Raw genomic sequence first — 15,342 nt, forward strand, 5'->3', positions numbered from 1 at the left:
TTGTCACATTACGAGCCTGAATGGCCGTTTGCAGGTCTTAGACTAAATGACGGGTTAAGTGACAGTTTTTGACGGCGAGAACTTTCTGGCTCACACTGTCACATAATCGAACGTATATGTGACAGGTACGACATGCTGATAGGCTACATGCGGGTATCGAAGGCGGACGGCTCCCAGGCTACCGATTTGCAGCGCGACGCGCTGATTGCCGCCGGGGTCGATCCAGTACATCTTTACGAGGACCAGGCATCCGGCATGCGCGAGGATCGGCCCGGCTTGACGAGCTGCCTGAAGGCGTTGCGAACTGGCGACACACTGGTCGTGTGGAAACTGGATCGGCTCGGACGCGACCTGCGACATCTCATCAACACCGTGCACGACCTGACTGGGCGCGGCATCGGCTTGAAGGTATTAACCGGGCACGGCGCGGCCATCGACACCACGACCGCCGCCGGCAAGCTGGTCTTTGGCATCTTCGCCGCCCTGGCCGAGTTCGAGCGCGAGTTGATCGCGGAGCGCACGATTGCCGGCCTAGCCTCGGCCCGCGCGCGCGGGCGGAAAGGCGGCCGGCCGTTCAAGATGACCGCCGCCAAGCTGCGGCTGGCGATGGCGGCAATGGGTCAGCCAGAGACCAAGGTCGGCGACCTGTGCCAGGAACTTGGCGTCACGCGGCAGACCCTGTATCGGCATGTTTCACCCAAGGGTGAGCTACGTCCAGATGGCGAGAAGCTACTCAGCCGAATTTGATGCCGGCATGAGGCAACGTAGCGACAGCGTGGTTTGTCTCAATGGGAAGCGCTCATGATCGATCTTTGAAGGCCCGCAGCAGTCGTGTCACAGACAGGACGAACAAACCGGTCAGCGTGAGGGCTGCGATACCCCAGTACTCTCCGATGAACGCGCCGGCCGTCGTGCCGGCCAGCACAATGGCGAGAATCGGCAAATGGCAGGGACAGGTGAGCACGGCCAGCGCGCCCCACAGGTAGCCGGTGATCGGTTTGTGCGTCTCGGACGGCAAGCGCTCGGGGCTGTTCATGGCAGACTCTCCGCGTGCTGTGCCGGCTCGGTCGGCATGGTGGCCAACTGCACCTCCAGATCGGCCAACGCTTCGCGCCGACGCTCGACGAACTGGCGCAGAACGGCAAGCTGCGCGGCCGCTTCATCGCCGTCCGCAGCATCCAGCGCCCGGCACAGCCGCGCCAGCGCGTCCAGGCCGATGCCCGCCTCGAAGGCCGCCCGCACGAAGCACAGCCGTTGCAAGGCGGCATCATCGAACAGGCCATAGCCGCCCGGGGTGCACGCCACCGGACGCAGCAATCCGCGCAGCAGGTAGTCGCGCACGATATGCACGCTCACCCCGGCATCAAGGGCCAGCCGGGACACGGTGTAGGCGCTCATTGAAAACCTCCTTTTTTTATCCAGCGCAGCAGGAAAGCTGCTTCACGTCCTTGTTGAAGGTCTGCGCCGCAAGCTTCAACCCCTCGACCATTGTCAGGTAGGGGAACAACTGGTCGGCCAGTTCCTGCACCGTCATGCGGTTGCGGATGGCGAGCACCGCCGTCTGGATCAGTTCGCCCGCTTCCGGGGCCACCGCCTGCACGCCGATGAGCCGTCCGCTACCTTCCTCGATGACCAGCTTGATGAAGCCGCGTGTGTCGAAGTTGGCAAGCGCTCGCGGAACGTTGTCGAGTGTCAGCGTGCGACTGTCGGTCTCGATGCCATCGTGGTGCGCTTCCGCCTCGCTGTAGCCCACGGTGGCGACTTGCGGGTCGGTGAACACCACTGCCGGCATCGCGGTCAGATTGAGGGCTGCGTCGCCGCCGGTCATGTTGATCGCGGCACGGGTGCCGGCGGCCGCTGCCACGTAGACGAACTGCGGCTGGTCGGTGCAGTCGCCGGCCGCGTAGATGTTCGGGTTGCTCGTGCGCATGCCTTGGTCGATAACGATGGCCCCTTGCGCATTGACAGTGACCCCCGCCGCGTCCAGCGCGAGGCTGCGCGTATTCGGTGCCCGACCGGTGGCAACCAGCAACTTGTCAGCGCGCAATTCACCGTGTCCGGTGGTCAGCACGAATTCGCCGTTCACATGGGCGACCTGGCTGGCTTGCGTGTGCTCCAGCACCTCGATGCCCTCGGCGCGGAAAGCGGCTGTCACGGCCTCGCCGATGGCCGGGTCTTCCCGGAAGAACAAGGTGCTGCGTGCCAGGATCGTGACCTGGCTGCCGAGCCGGGCAAAGGCTTGCGCCAGTTCCAACGCCACCACCGACGAACCGATCACGGCCAGGCGTGCGGGAATGGTGTCGCTGACAAGCGCTTCGGTGGAAGTCCAGTAGGGTGACTCTTTCAGGCCCGGAATCGGCGGCACGGCCGGACTGGCACCGGTGGCGACCAGGCAGCGGTCGAACGTTACCTCGCGCTCGCCACCCTCGTTCAAACGGACGACCAGGCTCTGGTCGTCCTTGAAACGCGCTTCACCGTGCAAAACGGTGATGGCTGGATTGCCGTCCAGGATGCCTTCGTATTTGGCGTGCCGCAGTTCATCGACACGGGCCTGCTGCTGGGCCAGCAGTTTGCTGCGGTCAATCGCAGGCACAGTTGCCGCAATACCGCCGTCGAACGGACTTTCCCGGCGCAGATGGGCAATATGGGCAGCGCGGATCATGATCTTGGACGGCACACAGCCGATATTGACGCAGGTGCCGCCGATGGTGCCGCGTTCGATCAGCGTGACCGTCGCGCCTTGCTCGACGGCCTTCAGCGCCGCCGCCATCGCGGCCCCGCCGCTGCCAATGATGGCGATATGCAAACCGGCGCCCTCAAGTGCATCACGGATTTTTGGTTCATCTTTGAAATCACCAACCCGGATCGAGCCTTGATAACCCAATGCGGCGATGGCGGCCAGCAGTTGGTTGTGGCTCACGGCGGTGTCTGCCATGACTTGCGCGCGGCTTTCTGGATAGGACACCACAGCGGCATTCACGCCGGGAATCTTTTCCAAAGCATCTTTGACATGGGTGGCGCAGGATGTGCAGGTCATGCCATTCACGGTGATTTCGGTCATTTTTTTACTCCATTGAATTTCGGGGTGCAGCAGGCATCGGCTTGGCGTTTTCGTTGGATGGCGTAGATGGTCAAGCCGATGAAAATCGCCAGCGCAGGCAGCAGCACATAGTCCAGATAGCCGGTCAGCGCGGACAAGCCGACCACACCGAGCAAAATGACCAGAACAGGGGTGAAGCAACACAGCGCCACGAGGGTTGTGCCAATGATGCTGACCCGCAGCAGTGTCTTCGGGTCTTTCATGATCAGTTCTTGACTGATGATGGGTAGCCCGCATCCTCGGTAGCCTTGGTCAGTTTCTGCACGCTGGTCTTGGCATCATCGAAGGTGACCACCGCTTCGCGCGTCTCGAAGGTCACGTCAACTTTACTGACGCCATCGACCTTGGAAATCGCCTTCTTGACAGTGATCGGACAGGCCGAGCAGGTCATGCCCGGTACGGACAGCGTAACGGTCTGGGTGGCGGCCCACACGGGGGCAACAACGGCAGCGAGGGCAAGGGCGGAAAGCAGCTTTTTCATGGTGAACTCCTGTGATCAATAGAAAAATGGCACGACGTAGGGAAATCCGAGCGCGACCAAAACCAGCACGGCCACGCCCCAGAAAATGAGCTTGTAAGTAGCTCGCACTTGGGGAATCGCGCAAACCTCACCCGGTTTGCAGGCGGCTGACGGCCGGTAGATGCGCCGCCAGGCGAAGAACAACGCCACCAGCGCCACGCCGATAAAGATGGGGCGATAGGGTTCCAACACCGTCAAGTTGCCGATCCAAGCGCCGCTGAACCCCAAGGCGATCAGAACCAGCGGCCCGAGGCAGCAAGCCGAGGCGAGGATGGCGGCCAGCCCGCCAGTGAAGAGCGCGCCGCGCCCGTTTTGAGGTTCAGACATACGTTTGTCCTTTCGAATCTGAATTGGATAGCTTAAGCTTACTTCCGTAGTTATGTACGGAGTCAAGCGATATGGAAAACAATTTGGAGAACCTGACCATTGGCGTTTTCGCCAGGACGGCCGGGGTCAATGTGGAGACCATCCGGTTCTATCAGCGCAAGGGCTTGCTCCCGGAACCGGACAAGCCTTACGGCAGCATTCGCCGCTATGGCGAGACGGATGTAACGCGGGTGCGCTTCGTGAAATCAGCCCAGCGGTTGGGCTTCAGCCTGGATGAGATCGCCGAGCTGCTGCGGCTGGAGGATGGCACCCATTGCGAGGAAGCCAGCAGCCTGGCCGAGCACAAGCTCAAGGACGTGCGCGAGAGGATGGCTGACCTGGCGCGCATGGAGGCCGTGCTGTCTGATTTGGTGTGCGCCTGCCATGCGCGGAAGGGGAACGTTTCCTGCCCGCTGATTGCGTCACTGCAAGGGAAGAAAGAACCGCGCAGTGCGGACGCGGTGTAGCCCGAGGGAACTACGCCTTAGCGTGCTTTATTTTCCGTTTTCTGAGGCGACTCCAACGTCAGAAAAGACCGTGCGGTCGACTTTTGATATTTCGTGCTGTCGCCTTCTGAAAGTGACAGCCTAACCCTATTTGCTGGCCTCAATCTGTCGCATAAGTCTGTCGCAAGTGTTATATTACCTGCGACAAATTATGCGACAGGTGGCATATGCAGAATGTAGGTCAGCTCATCGGGTACGCGAGGGTCTCAACGCAAGGCCAAGATTTGGAGCAACAACGCATGGCCTTGGGGCAAAGCGGCTGCCAGCGGATTTTTGAAGAAAAAATCAGCGGAGCTAAACGAGACCGTCCAGAGCTGAGTCGGCTACTCGATCATTTGCGACCAGGTGATGTGCTGACCGTGACACGACTGGATCGTTTAGCCAGATCAACGACAGACCTTTTGCACATAGCCGAAAGACTCAGGGAAATCGACGCCGGGCTGCGTTCACTAGCTGAGCCTTGGGCCGATACCACTTCTCCAGCTGGGCGCATGATTTTAACCATCTTCGCAGGCATAGCCGATTTTGAGCGGTCACTTATTGGTGAGCGTACAAGTGCGGGTCGAGTTGCCGCAAAGGCCAAAGGCGTTCGATTCGGGCCAAAGCCTGTTTTGACTTATGAACAGATAACTCATGCAAGGCAGTTGATCGAGGAAGGTCAATCAGTGGCTGAGGTTGCACATCTTTTGGGGGTGCATCGAGCCACGCTATACCGTGCTTTGCCGCAATAGATAGAGCAAACGCTATGTTAAATGCCACCCCCCGGCCAGAAGCCCGTCGATGCCCACTTATGGGGGTACTGTACAACGGAGCCCAGCACAATGGGCTCCCATCTTCCCTGGCTATGGCATTATGTGTTGTCTGACCCTGCCCCGAGATTTGACCGATGCGCAACGATCGCACCGCCCAGCTGCTTTACCTCCTCAGCGCGCTCGAACGCCGGAACGGCGCAGAGTTGACGAATAAATTCGCGACTATTGATTGGCTTACCGCGCAGCTCGACGCTGGGCTCAACCTTGAGCAGGTTTTGCTGCGTTATGAGCTGGATCAGAAGAGCCGCTCCACAACTCACTAGTAAGCACAGGAACACGGATGCGCACCGCGATTGATCAAGAAACCCTGTCGGCCCTGGTCGAAACTGGTGCCGTACGTGAAATCCAGTGCGTTAGGGGCCCCGGAGGGGCAGGCTTTGCGCTCAGCGCACGCCTGGGCGGTAAGTGGTTGCCCATACGAAGCAAGCGGGAGCCGGTACGGGTGTGGGCCAGCCTGACCGCTATAGAGCGGTTCTGCAGCAAAACTGGCATCAGACGATTCGAGGTCGAGCTATGAACGAGATCTGGCAACGTGAGCGCGCCCGCCGCGAAGCCATCTGGCAGCTCGACGCACTGCAGCCGGGCGATCATAACGCCAGGCCCATACTGCAGCGACTGAGTGAACTGGAGCAACTTGACCAGGAACAGCCCCTGGCAGTCTGCACGCTCGATCTGCAGCAGTTGCACGAGCTACCACACGAACCGCACGCAATTGGTTTCAACATCATTCGCGATGCCGATATACCGCAGCCCTGGCTGAGCCGTTTCGCCATTGCCGCTGGCCCAATCTGTAAGGTCGCGGAAGGGGTCTACCGGCACGATTGGACAGATTTTCTTGACGCTTGGGCCAAGGAAAATGACCACATTAATGCTCATCGAGAGGCCTTGGAATGATGCTCGATTTGCCTACTGCAGATGCGGAGGCGCTCCTTAGGCATGCGCTTTCATTCAAGCCTGACTCAGGGGATGCACATGAGGATGCACGCCTCACCGAAGCCCTGGAAGCCCTCGCAGAGACGCTATCGAAGCAAGTGCCATGGGTCAGCTAATGTTCACCCCCAATCATCGGGATTCACCTTGCATAACCTTGCGTCACGATAGTCGTGACGCTATAGTGGGAGTGCGGGAAAATAAGAGCAGGGCTCCGAGATCATCAGGCGAAATTGGATCTGGAGTGTGGATTGCACGGGAACGCCAACCGTGTGGTAGCGGCATAAGACTTCGGTCTTTTGGCATGTGACCCAACCCTCAGGGGTTAGCTAAGCAAGCGCTGCGACTACCATCCCGCAATATCTTCAGTCGAAGGCACCTTAGGGTGCCTTTGGCGTTTCTGGGGCCTGTAACCCCTCGATAACGGCCACAAGCTTCCCATTTGGCGTACGGTTGCGATAGGCCGTCACCACGCTGTAGTAGAGCTTGTCCCCTGCCGTGGGCCAAGCTGCTAACACAGCACACCCCTTGCGACCGCGCAGCACAATCAGGCGCTCGTTGCCCTTCATCGAATCGAACTCACAGACAATATTCGTGCCATGCACGATAATGTCCGACACAAAACGTGGAACGTCATACACCGTAGGATAGCCCCACTTAATGAGATCGTGGCCACGCTCTTGCCAGATATGACGTATGCCAAAGCCTTTATGCGGCCCTATATGCTTGCCTGCCCGCAGATAGATCTCGCCACCAGGCTGCTGCAGCAGCTGGCTAGTGACCTTTACCAGCCCCCAGCATTCCAGGCCCGTCGCGGGATGAAGAATATTGAAATCTTCGTGATGATCAAACTCAACCGGTATCGCCTGCGGCGGCGGTGCCTTGAAACGTGACATGCCTATAATCCTTGCTTCGTGATGGCTCAATTCTCACATCACGACAGGGTGTATCAGAACCAGACTTTCCGATTCAGCTGGTTTTTTTATCAGGGACGGGGTTGTCCTGGATGTACCGCTCAATGAAGTCAGGAATGGCCTAGGTAAGTGAAGCCTACTTGCTCACATAGCTATTCTTAGAGAGGGACAGCGTGACCATTGGCAGCAGTAACCACTACGAAGCGCTTCCTATTTTTAATGGAAGAACCAGTAAACCAGTGAAGCTATAAAAACCTAAGAAGAGATCAAAGGCAGAACACTAGGTTCCTCCCTCTGGGAGGGGGCTTCGCCAAAGGACGTAGCCACACACAAAGACACCTTTATTAAGACAAATTCTCATTTACCCGAAAGAGCTCTCATAACGACAGATTTTGAAAGGCTGAGTTGGGCCATGATCTGCATTGGCTTCATTCCATGGGCATGCATCTCAAGGATCTGTGCCTTCCGCTCAGCTGCAGCCTGCTTATGCTTCTCTAAGTACTCTGAGCGCTCCACAACGCCGGCAGAGCGCCTCTTGCTCCGCTCTCGAAGGGTATTCCGCTCTCGGGCCATGTCTGTCGATATCAGCGTCTTGAGTTCTCTCTGTTCCTCAAGAGTGATTTCCAAAAGCTGAATGATCGTAGAGGTACGGTACGTATAGATTGGCGTCACGGCCTTGCCGTTGAACTCGATTTTCTCTTTGCGGTAGTGTTTTTCCACGCGGTCTTGCAACGTGCAGAGCAAATCCCGATCGCGAAGCCATTTGGAATCCTTGGAGATTTCCTCCTGCAGTGCCCTAACCTCCGACTTGAAGTTCTGTGGGTGTATCAGTCCTGACAATGCCATTTGGCAAGCAATGACCAACAGGTAGGTGTTGCGCATGCCTTCGCATATCCCACCACGCATCTCAGCGAGCTTTCGCAGGTCATGGAGACGATCCCACGCGAGAACCCGTGTGTTGATGAACTTAAGTGCCTTGTTTTTAAAGCCTGGATTGTCCGAAACAAGAGCAAACGGTCGCTTGTCCTCCGCTGCTTTTTCCGCACGATTATTGGCTTTGACAGCCTTTCCTAGACGATCAAGGGGTTGGGGGAGCAACGGAACAGAAAGTGCACTTAAGCTCAGTCGCTGCCCCGCAAACCCTTGCAACGTCTGGATAGTTTCGAAAAACGACCGTTTTATGAAACCGTTTCCGCTATCGCGAGGAAAGGTCACCAACACCCGAAAATCAGTGCAATAAACCTTTCTCACGAATCAAAGTTCGTTAATTCGCAGTCGCTGACGAGTAAAACGAACTCTAATTCGGCTTACGTTGGTTTTCAGTTCCATTGCTCCCCAACCCCCGATGTCGCCCGGGTGAAATTCGTAAAGTCCGCGCAACGGCTGGGCTTTAGCCTCGAAGAAGTGGCCGGGCTGTTGAGGCTCGATGACGGCGCTCACTGTGATGAAGCGCGCGTGCTCGCCGAGCAGAAGCTTGGGGATGTGCGTGGCAAGCTCGCGGATCTGCGACGGATCGAGTCTGTTTTGGTGCAACTGGTTCACGACTGTTGTGCGAGCCACGGGACCGTTTCCTGTCCGCTAATCGTTTCGCTGCATGGGTAAAACGCTCTGCGTTGGCCAGTGGTTGTGAAGGGAACCAGCGGACAAGGTCTACGGCTGCCGCGGCTGTGAAGCCGCACCGGTCACCGCCGACAAACCGGCTCAACTGATCGAAAAGAGCATGGCCAGTCCTAGCGTCCTGGCGATGCTGTTGATCACCAAATACGTCGATGGTCTGCCGCTGCACCGCTTCAAAAAAATCCTCGGTCGTCACGGCGTCGATATCCCCCGCCAAACCCTGGCGCGCTGGGTGATCCAGTGCGGCGAGCACCTGCAACCGCTGCTGAATCTGTCTACGAAAACAGCCCGGCGTGCCGCGTCGGCACGAAGGCCGTATTGCGGTGCAAACCAGCGATACGCGTTGGTGCTCGGACGGCTTTGAGTTCCGCTGCGAGGACGGAGCCAAATTGAGCGTAACCTTCGCCCTGGACTGCTGTGATCGCGAGGCCATCGGCTAGGTCGCGAGCCCGACCGGGTACAGCGGCGATGATATCCGCGACTTGATGCTGGAAAGCGTGGAGAGGCGCTTCGGTGATCAACTGCCCGCCACGCCGGTGCAATGGCTAAGCGATAACGGCTCGGCGTACACCGCCGACCAGACGTGCCTGTTTGCTCGACAGATCGGCTTGCAGCCGGTGACCCCCCAGTTCGCAGCCCGCAGAGCAACGGCATGGCCGAGAGCTTCGTGAAGACGATCAAGCGTGATTACGTGGCGCACATACCTAAGCCGGATCGAGAAACGGCACTACGTAACTTGGCCAATCCCTGTGATCCTGCGTGGTCGTCTTACTTTGCCCAACGTCGAGCTGCGATAGACGTGGATTGATTGCCCGGTACTAGACCATGGTGCTGACGAAAGACTTGAGCCGGATGAGGCGCGACTCTCATGCCCGGTTCTTTGGGGGCGGTGGCGCAGTAATGCGCTGCTGTTACCCGACGAAAGTGTACTTAAGCCCTACCATCTTATCTCGGCGCCATAAACCAGGACCTTCATCTCCTCCCTCCTTGATTCCGTACTTAACTACGGAGGTAGAGTTGAATCGTGGATCGAAAACCCGAGAGGAGATCGCCGTTATGAAACACCTAAGACTGCTGCTGATAGTGAGTGCGACTCTGCTGTCATCCACCGTATGGGCCGATGGCAGTTCCGATCGCCTGTACGGTAAGATGATCCAGGCCAACGAGCAATCCATGCGCGAATACGCTAGCGCCCAAGGCAAGAACCCGCCAGAAGTCACTCACTACCGCTATGGCATGAAGCTCGACATCGCCAAGGTCATTCACGTCACGTCGACCAATGGCAACTGCGATGTGATGCCTGCGCAAATGACCTACGAGGATTCGAGCGGAAACCTGCATATTCTGGAGTACCGCGTATCAGGAACGGACTGCAGGAGCCAGCACTGAGCATTGTTGACGTGTTGCTGACGGAAAAGTAATTTTCACGTCACCCTGACGTTATTTTGCATGTGGAAGTATGTAAGAAGCGCACCCGGCTATGCCCGGCGCGCTTCGGCATATACACAACCGCACAATGAAAAATCTGCCAAAACATCAAGAGCGTTTATGAACAACAAGGCCCTGTTGGGACTTTCTCAGATCGTCTTGAGCATCAGCGCTGCGCAGGCTGCAATGGCCGCCGAGGAAAAAGGCGAGGGATTCATCGAAGGCAGCAGCCTGAGCATCCTCAATCGAAATTTCTACTTCAACCGTGATTTTCGCAAAGGCCAGTCCAGCAGTACAGGAAATGGCTACTCGGAAGAATGGGCCCACGGAGTCATAGGCCGATTCGAGTCGGGCTCGGCCAGGCCGAGGACAATTACTCCAAGCTCGGCGGCGCCGTAAAGACCCGTTTCCTGGACACTGAAATCAAAGTAGGCGATGTCTTCCCTGTCACGCCTGTCGTGCAGTACGGCGATTCGCGACTGCTTCCGGAAAGCTTCCGCGGCGTCACCGCATACAACACCAGTGTCGAGGGCTTGGTGCTACAGGGCGGACGCCTGCACGCGATGAGCCAACCCAGCTCCAGCAGCATGCGGGATGATTTTGCAACCTTCTACGCAGGCGAAGTCGGCTCTCCGTGGATAGTCGGCGGTGATTACACACCCAACGACAACCTTGGCTTCAGCCTTTACACCAGTTGTCTCAAGGATGCCTGAAACCAATACTATACCGGCACTACCTGGAGCTACCCGCTTGCAGATGATGTCGCCTTGGTCGGTGGTTTGAATTACTACAAGGCCGTCGATGAGGGGAAGCAGCTCCTCGGCAGTTTTGAGAACGATATCTGGAGCGGCAAGGTCGGCCTCCGTGTCGGGGCGCACACCGGCGAGGGACGGAGACGGCCGACGTGAACCAGATCGCTATTGTGCCTTGCTATCGCCCTTCGGGGACTCCATTCCAATGTGTTGGTTCATGTTCTCCATCATTGTATTGCAGTTTTTCATCATCTTGGACATTTCCTGCATGTCCATCATCGGCATATGGTTGCCGTCCATCATGTGCATGTCCTCACCCTTATTTGTCTCGGCACTGCTTTGGGCGGGGGCTTTGGCCTGTTCGGCAAATCCCGTGGCAACAGTTCCAAGGGCTATGAAGGTAGCAAGGACGGTGTAGGTAATGGCGTTACGCATGGCGACTCTCCTCATCTACGACCTTGGTTTCCAGCCAGGCTGTGTATTGAAGAGTTGATTGCTCCACTGTCCTCCTGTTTGGCTCCTTTGGTTTGGAGGATGGTTTCAGGCGCCTGAGGTAGGCGCCTTTTTCGGTCAACAAGTCTTCGGCTTCATCGCTCTGGACTCTGCGAGCTGGCTTGACAGCACCGCGTTGTCTTGCACGAGAAGCTGCTTTTCTGTGGCCAACTGGCTCAATTGGCTTTCAGTTTGGCTTAAGCGTTCCGCCAGCAGGCTTCGCTCCCGTTCATTGACGGCCAGGTAAGTCCGCGTCTCAGCCAAACGCTGCTCACCTTGGCCATGGCGCTGCTCCAGTGCCTGATGCGACTGTTGCAAGTCGGTGAATTGAAGTAAGACGTGTTCATGCGCAATCTGACTCTGCGCGAGCGTCGCTTGCGTCGTGAGCAGGGTGCTCTCTAGACGATCATGGTCCTGCACCAGGCGTTGTTCCTGCGCCTGCAGTTCGCCCAGGCGGGTTTGCTGCGCGAGCAGACGCTGCCGGAGCGCTGCCAATTCGTGTTCCAGGCGCTGCTGGCGTTGCTCAGTGGCCTGGCGCTCGTCGCTGCGTTGTTGCGCGACCGATGCCTGGTAGTGCTCAAACTGCTCCCGCGCTTGTTGCAGTTGCCGGGTCAGTGCGGCCGCCTCGGCGGCGCGGTCAGCCAGACGTTGTTCGAGCCCGGTCTTTTCACTGCCCAGGCTGGCCAGGGCGATCTCCTGACGCTGCAGGGTGTCAGCCAGCCCCTGGCTGCGCGTAGTGGCTACGGCAAGTGCCTGGGCCTGCTGCTCCTGAACGCTGAGTTGCGCGTCGCGCTCGACGAATGCCTGCTGCAACTGTTCCTGCAACGCGTCGGCCTCTGCCTGGTGAGCCGCTACGGCCTGCTGGAGTTGGACGGCCGCCTCCGCCTGAACTTTTTCGTACAGTCCTTTCAGCGCCAGGACCAGCTCCGCGGGCAATCCCAGTTCGGCCTGGGCCAGCGTGCCGGGATGCGCGGCTTTCCAACGCTTTAACAACGGAGCAATCGTGCTTTTGCTGCCCGTCCCACCCAGGGCGACGCGGATGCTGTCAATGGTGGGGTTGTGGCCCGCAGCCACCAGTTGGGTGGCCGCCTGGGCAACATGCAGGTAGAGGACGCCGGAACGGGCCATGAACACCTCGGATTTTTTCGTACCGTATTATGGAAAACGTAATACCTCGATTTAAGTACAGAATAGTTCAGCCGACTGAGACCGTCAGTTGACCCACGATAAGCGCGGTTATCGTGAGTTAAGTCATCGCGATCGAGGGTTGTGTCTATAATCTGCGGTACACATGGCCTAAACAGGCGCTTCGTGATGACAGCCGGCAATAATGACGAAAACCTCCCCACCAGGCGGCACGAAGAGCCGACAGTACTTGCGCGTACCCCCGGTACGCTCACCACCCCCGAACAATTGGCTGAGCAACATCAGCGTTTTCTCGCCGCCGCGACAACCGACAACACCCGGCGCACCTACCGCTCGGCCATTCGCCACTTTCTCGCCTGGGGCGGCGTGCTGCCGTGCGATGAAGCCGCGCTGATTCGTTATCTATTGTCTTTTGCGGAAGTATTGAACCCGCGCACCCTGGCCCTGCGCCTCACGGCGCTGTCGCAATGGCACCGTTATCAGGGTTTTCCTGACCCTACCGCCAGCGCCACCGTGGGCAAAACCTTGCGCGGTATTGAGCGGGTGAACGGGCGGCCTCGACAAAAAGCCAAGGCCCTGGTCCTAGAGGATCTCGAACGCATCGTGGTGCACCTGAACACGCTCGACGGACTGGCGACACTGCGGGACAGTGCACTGCTCCAGGTCGGGTATTTTGGTGCGTTCCGGCGCAGCGAATTGGTCACGCTGGAGATGCAATACCTCGAGTGGGAGCAGGAAGGTCTACGGATCACGCTGCCCCGTTCCAAGACCGATCAGGAGGGCGAGGGACTCGACAAGGCGATCCCATACGGCGACAGCATCTGCTGCCCCGCGACAGCGCTACGCCGGTGGTTGGACGCGGCTCAGATCGTTCAGGGGCCACTGTTCCGGCGCATCAGCCGCTGGGGCGTACTCGGCGAGGTGGCACTGCACGAGGGCAGCGTGAATACCATCCTGACGGCACGTGCCGAAGCCGCAGGGCTGTTGTATGTGCCCGAACTGAGCAGCCACAGTCTGCGTCGGGGACTGGCTACCAGTGCGCATCGGGCTGGGGCGGATTTCCTTGAGATCAAACGACAGGGTGGCTGGCGGCACGATGGCACCGTACACGGCTATATCGAGGAAGCTGGAGCTTTCGAGGAGAATGCGGCTGGCTCGTTATTACGACGCAAACCGTAGCCAAGGTTTGTAAGCAGGGCTGGTTAGAATCCCAAGTGGCCACCCTCTATTCTCGACCGTCCTTCCGCAGCACATGAGCAGTTCCCTTAAAAACAGTTACTTACAGAACGAATGTCCTAATTTTTGGCTTATCTCGGCACGCCCCCTTCATCGGGCTAACTTCCATTCATTTAGCGGCAAAAAAAAGGCCAGGAATAACCCCGACCTTTTTCTATCGTCGCACCGGCCTCTCTAGTGGCAAGCGTTCATCAGATTTTGTTGACCTTCCTGCTCTGAAGCTTGGCGCCTTCCTCCTGCGACAGCTCTCCCTTCACTTTGCCAACCCCACGGGAATAAGACACTTCGTAGCAGGGGATGTAAGCCGGAACCCCAGAAATTTCCGTCACCCTAGTTGGGTGGGCTCAACACTCGTGTCACCAGCTACCTTCTGGAGAATCGAGCTCGGCCATCCCTCCCTGGACGGGCATCGCTCGACGATGTTCAACGGCTCCCTCACGGGGCCGTCGTTTTGTGGGGGCTATTCCATCCACAAGTCGTCGAGGTTCTTGAAGTTCCAGAGCGTCGGGTCTTCGGGGCCAGTGATACTGTCCTTGCAACTCGTGGCCGCCAGGTCGATGGTCTGCATCGGGATCGGCTCTCTCGAGCGTAGCGAGAAGAACACGCGAACCTTGGGAGTCAGCAGTGATTCCATTCCCGGCTCAACGACAACGGCCAGACGCTGAGAGGACAGGCGAACCAAGGAGCCGACGGGGTAGATGCCCACGGCCTTGACGAAGGCGTGGAAGATGCGTTTGTCGAAATGGCCCTCCCACTTGGCCATCTGCCGCATCGCCGCGGACGGGTCCCACGGCTTTTTGTAGGCTCGCTCCGACGTCACGGCATCATAGACGTCGCAGATTGCGCCCATGCGGGCCAGGAGTGAAATGGCGTCACCGGCCAAGCGATCCGGGTAGCCGGTTCCGTCGATCTTCTCGTGATGGTGCAGGGCAATGTCCACCACCCCGGGCTCGGCCCCGCCTGCGCGCAGCATCTTTGCGCCCTCCACAGGGTGGCGCTTCATGATGGCGAACTCGGCATCGGTGAGCTTGCCTGGTTTGTTAAGCACTTCCAGCGGCATCGCGGCCTTGCCTAGGTCGTGCATCAGTCCGCCGATGCCAGCCAGGCGCGTTTGCTCCTCGTCTAGATCGAGATGCCGGGCCAGCGATAGCATCAGGGCGCAGACGGCAACCGAGTGCAGGTAGGTGTAATCGTCGTGCGTTTTGATGCGTGCGACGCTGATGAGGGCATGAGGTTGGCGCAGCACCGAGGCAGCGATTTCTCCGACCAGCGGCAACGTCGTGCTTGGGTCGACGGCCTTGCCAAGCCGGGCTTCCTGGAACATGTCCATGACTTGGGACTTGGCCGCAAGACAGAGTTTCCGTGCATAACACATTTCGCTCTCCATTGAGGTTGCGCCGTCACTTTTCTTGCTTAGTGGACTAGACGGCAGAGATTGCTCCTCCGACAATTCTCTGGGCTCTGGGCTCTGGGCTCTGGGCTCTGGGCTCTGGGCTCTCTGGGCTCTCTGGGCTCTCTGGGCT

The 15,342-nt window shown here is 58.3% G+C and carries 19 protein-coding genes and 4 pseudogenes; 12 read left to right on the top strand and 11 right to left on the bottom strand.

The window, feature by feature from the left end; genetic code table 11:
• Nucleotides 1–132: 132 nt before the first annotated feature.
• Complete coding sequence (locus QMX91_RS20810) at nt 133–747, top strand: recombinase family protein (RefSeq protein WP_000904941.1); 615 nt, start codon at nt 133–135, stop codon at nt 745–747.
• 52 nt (nt 748–799) lie between these two features.
• Here the strand turns inward: QMX91_RS20810 and merE are convergent, their stop codons facing one another.
• From merE to merT, 6 genes are read right to left on the bottom strand one after another with little or no spacing between them, the layout of a single operon-like run.
• Complete coding sequence (merE, locus tag QMX91_RS20815; RefSeq protein WP_001087809.1) at nt 800–1,036, bottom strand: broad-spectrum mercury transporter MerE; 237 nt, start codon at nt 1,034–1,036, stop codon at nt 800–802.
• Nucleotides 1,033–1,398: a mercury resistance co-regulator MerD gene (gene merD, locus QMX91_RS20820; protein WP_003465059.1), complete on the bottom strand. Its 366-nt coding sequence runs from the start codon at nt 1,396–1,398 to the stop codon at nt 1,033–1,035. The genes merE and merD overlap by 4 nt, the downstream gene beginning before the upstream one ends.
• A gap of 16 nt (nt 1,399–1,414) precedes the next feature.
• Nucleotides 1,415–3,061 (bottom strand): mercury(II) reductase, encoded by a 1,647-nt coding sequence (merA, locus tag QMX91_RS20825; protein ID WP_000136268.1) that lies wholly within the window; start codon nt 3,059–3,061, stop codon nt 1,415–1,417.
• The gene (merF, locus tag QMX91_RS20830) at nt 3,058–3,303 is read right to left on the bottom strand and encodes a mercury resistance system transport protein MerF (RefSeq protein ID WP_000654684.1); all 246 of its coding nucleotides are present in this window, start codon (nt 3,301–3,303) and stop codon (nt 3,058–3,060) included. The genes merA and merF overlap by 4 nt, the downstream gene beginning before the upstream one ends.
• Nucleotides 3,304–3,305: 2 nt before the next feature.
• Nucleotides 3,306–3,581 (bottom strand): mercury resistance system periplasmic binding protein MerP, encoded by a 276-nt coding sequence (merP, locus tag QMX91_RS20835; protein ID WP_000735441.1) that lies wholly within the window; start codon nt 3,579–3,581, stop codon nt 3,306–3,308.
• A 15-nt stretch (nt 3,582–3,596) separates the two neighbouring features.
• Nucleotides 3,597–3,947, bottom strand: coding sequence for a mercuric ion transporter MerT (merT, locus tag QMX91_RS20840; protein ID WP_001294667.1), 351 nt, complete (start codon nt 3,945–3,947; stop codon nt 3,597–3,599).
• 71 nt (nt 3,948–4,018) lie between these two features.
• Here merT and merR point away from each other — a divergent pair, with 71 nt between their 5' ends.
• The 5 genes from merR to QMX91_RS20865 all read left to right on the top strand — a co-directional run bounded on the left by merR (nt 4,019) and on the right by QMX91_RS20865 (nt 6,198).
• Complete coding sequence (merR, locus tag QMX91_RS20845; protein ID WP_000429838.1) at nt 4,019–4,453, top strand: Hg(II)-responsive transcriptional regulator; 435 nt, start codon at nt 4,019–4,021, stop codon at nt 4,451–4,453.
• A 206-nt stretch (nt 4,454–4,659) separates the two neighbouring features.
• Complete coding sequence (locus QMX91_RS20850) at nt 4,660–5,223, top strand: recombinase family protein (RefSeq protein WP_282413278.1); 564 nt, start codon at nt 4,660–4,662, stop codon at nt 5,221–5,223.
• 155 nt (nt 5,224–5,378) lie between these two features.
• Nucleotides 5,379–5,567: a hypothetical protein gene (locus QMX91_RS20855; protein WP_282413279.1), complete on the top strand. Its 189-nt coding sequence runs from the start codon at nt 5,379–5,381 to the stop codon at nt 5,565–5,567.
• Nucleotides 5,568–5,584: 17 nt separating this feature from the next.
• Nucleotides 5,585–5,821: a hypothetical protein gene (locus tag QMX91_RS20860; protein ID WP_282413280.1), complete on the top strand. Its 237-nt coding sequence runs from the start codon at nt 5,585–5,587 to the stop codon at nt 5,819–5,821.
• Nucleotides 5,818–6,198 carry a hypothetical protein gene (locus QMX91_RS20865; RefSeq protein ID WP_282413281.1) on the top strand — a complete coding sequence of 127 codons (381 nt, stop codon included), beginning with the start codon at nt 5,818–5,820 and terminating at the stop codon, nt 6,196–6,198. The genes QMX91_RS20860 and QMX91_RS20865 overlap by 4 nt, the downstream gene beginning before the upstream one ends.
• A gap of 416 nt (nt 6,199–6,614) precedes the next feature.
• Here QMX91_RS20865 and QMX91_RS20870 read toward each other — a convergent pair whose 3' ends face one another.
• Complete coding sequence (locus QMX91_RS20870) at nt 6,615–7,130, bottom strand: hypothetical protein (protein WP_282413282.1); 516 nt, start codon at nt 7,128–7,130, stop codon at nt 6,615–6,617.
• A 375-nt stretch (nt 7,131–7,505) separates the two neighbouring features.
• Nucleotides 7,506–8,399: a hypothetical protein gene (locus tag QMX91_RS20875; RefSeq protein ID WP_282413283.1), complete on the bottom strand. Its 894-nt coding sequence runs from the start codon at nt 8,397–8,399 to the stop codon at nt 7,506–7,508.
• A gap of 93 nt (nt 8,400–8,492) precedes the next feature.
• Between QMX91_RS20875 and QMX91_RS20880 the strand changes: the two are divergent.
• The 5 genes and pseudogenes from QMX91_RS20880 to QMX91_RS20900 form a co-directional block, all read left to right on the top strand.
• Nucleotides 8,493–8,750 (top strand): annotated as a pseudogene (locus QMX91_RS20880) (MerR family DNA-binding protein); the annotation flags it as partial.
• Between the two features lie 43 nt (nt 8,751–8,793).
• Nucleotides 8,794–9,039, top strand: a pseudogene (locus tag QMX91_RS20885) (transposase); the annotation flags it as partial.
• Between the two features lie 22 nt (nt 9,040–9,061).
• A pseudogene (locus tag QMX91_RS20890) lies at nt 9,062–9,507 on the top strand (DDE-type integrase/transposase/recombinase); the annotation flags it as partial.
• 314 nt (nt 9,508–9,821) lie between these two features.
• The gene (locus tag QMX91_RS20895; protein ID WP_033979951.1) at nt 9,822–10,154 is read left to right on the top strand and encodes a DUF2790 domain-containing protein; all 333 of its coding nucleotides are present in this window, start codon (nt 9,822–9,824) and stop codon (nt 10,152–10,154) included.
• A gap of 159 nt (nt 10,155–10,313) precedes the next feature.
• A pseudogene (locus QMX91_RS20900) lies at nt 10,314–11,074 on the top strand (OprD family outer membrane porin); the annotation flags it as partial.
• A 36-nt stretch (nt 11,075–11,110) separates the two neighbouring features.
• On the opposite strand, the gene QMX91_RS20905 reads toward QMX91_RS20900, so the two are convergent.
• Nucleotides 11,111–11,380: a hypothetical protein gene (locus QMX91_RS20905; protein ID WP_033979952.1), complete on the bottom strand. Its 270-nt coding sequence runs from the start codon at nt 11,378–11,380 to the stop codon at nt 11,111–11,113.
• 135 nt (nt 11,381–11,515) lie between these two features.
• Nucleotides 11,516–12,565 (bottom strand): DNA-binding protein, encoded by a 1,050-nt coding sequence (locus tag QMX91_RS20910; protein WP_011154388.1) that lies wholly within the window; start codon nt 12,563–12,565, stop codon nt 11,516–11,518.
• A 186-nt stretch (nt 12,566–12,751) separates the two neighbouring features.
• On the opposite strand from QMX91_RS20910, the gene QMX91_RS20915 reads away from it, so the two are divergent.
• The gene (locus QMX91_RS20915) at nt 12,752–13,762 is read left to right on the top strand and encodes a tyrosine-type recombinase/integrase (protein WP_077747747.1); all 1,011 of its coding nucleotides are present in this window, start codon (nt 12,752–12,754) and stop codon (nt 13,760–13,762) included.
• Nucleotides 13,763–14,279: 517 nt separating this feature from the next.
• Here the strand turns inward: QMX91_RS20915 and QMX91_RS20920 are convergent.
• Nucleotides 14,280–15,149, bottom strand: a complete 870-nt coding sequence (locus tag QMX91_RS20920; protein WP_223198360.1) for an HD-GYP domain-containing protein — start codon at nt 15,147–15,149, stop codon at nt 14,280–14,282.
• Between the last annotated feature and the right edge of the window lie 193 nt (nt 15,150–15,342).

It is taken from the genome of Pseudomonas sp. PS01299, from assembly GCF_029960145.1.
GTDB classification, from domain to species: domain Bacteria; phylum Pseudomonadota; class Gammaproteobacteria; order Pseudomonadales; family Pseudomonadaceae; genus Aquipseudomonas; species Aquipseudomonas putida_A.

Excerpts from the sequence above, each read along its gene's own strand:
- QMX91_RS20810 (WP_000904941.1), top strand. The coding sequence starts at position 133 with ATGCTGATAGGCTACATGCGGGTATCGAAGGCGGACGGCTCCCAGGCT.
- merE (WP_001087809.1), bottom strand. The coding sequence starts at position 1,036 with ATGAACAGCCCCGAGCGCTTGCCGTCCGAGACGCACAAACCGATCACC.
- merD (WP_003465059.1), bottom strand. The coding sequence starts at position 1,398 with ATGAGCGCCTACACCGTGTCCCGGCTGGCCCTTGATGCCGGGGTGAGC.
- merA (WP_000136268.1), bottom strand. The coding sequence starts at position 3,061 with ATGACCGAAATCACCGTGAATGGCATGACCTGCACATCCTGCGCCACC.
- merF (WP_000654684.1), bottom strand. The coding sequence starts at position 3,303 with ATGAAAGACCCGAAGACACTGCTGCGGGTCAGCATCATTGGCACAACC.
- merP (WP_000735441.1), bottom strand. The coding sequence starts at position 3,581 with ATGAAAAAGCTGCTTTCCGCCCTTGCCCTCGCTGCCGTTGTTGCCCCC.
- merT (WP_001294667.1), bottom strand. The coding sequence starts at position 3,947 with ATGTCTGAACCTCAAAACGGGCGCGGCGCGCTCTTCACTGGCGGGCTG.
- merR (WP_000429838.1), top strand. The coding sequence starts at position 4,019 with ATGGAAAACAATTTGGAGAACCTGACCATTGGCGTTTTCGCCAGGACG.
- QMX91_RS20850 (WP_282413278.1), top strand. The coding sequence starts at position 4,660 with ATGCAGAATGTAGGTCAGCTCATCGGGTACGCGAGGGTCTCAACGCAA.
- QMX91_RS20855 (WP_282413279.1), top strand. The coding sequence starts at position 5,379 with ATGCGCAACGATCGCACCGCCCAGCTGCTTTACCTCCTCAGCGCGCTC.
- QMX91_RS20860 (WP_282413280.1), top strand. The coding sequence starts at position 5,585 with ATGCGCACCGCGATTGATCAAGAAACCCTGTCGGCCCTGGTCGAAACT.
- QMX91_RS20865 (WP_282413281.1), top strand. The coding sequence starts at position 5,818 with ATGAACGAGATCTGGCAACGTGAGCGCGCCCGCCGCGAAGCCATCTGG.
- QMX91_RS20870 (WP_282413282.1), bottom strand. The coding sequence starts at position 7,130 with ATGTCACGTTTCAAGGCACCGCCGCCGCAGGCGATACCGGTTGAGTTT.
- QMX91_RS20895 (WP_033979951.1), top strand. The coding sequence starts at position 9,822 with ATGAAACACCTAAGACTGCTGCTGATAGTGAGTGCGACTCTGCTGTCA.
- QMX91_RS20905 (WP_033979952.1), bottom strand. The coding sequence starts at position 11,380 with ATGCGTAACGCCATTACCTACACCGTCCTTGCTACCTTCATAGCCCTT.
- QMX91_RS20910 (WP_011154388.1), bottom strand. The coding sequence starts at position 12,565 with ATGGCCCGTTCCGGCGTCCTCTACCTGCATGTTGCCCAGGCGGCCACC.
- QMX91_RS20915 (WP_077747747.1), top strand. The coding sequence starts at position 12,752 with ATGACAGCCGGCAATAATGACGAAAACCTCCCCACCAGGCGGCACGAA.
- QMX91_RS20920 (WP_223198360.1), bottom strand. The coding sequence starts at position 15,149 with ATGGACATGTTCCAGGAAGCCCGGCTTGGCAAGGCCGTCGACCCAAGC.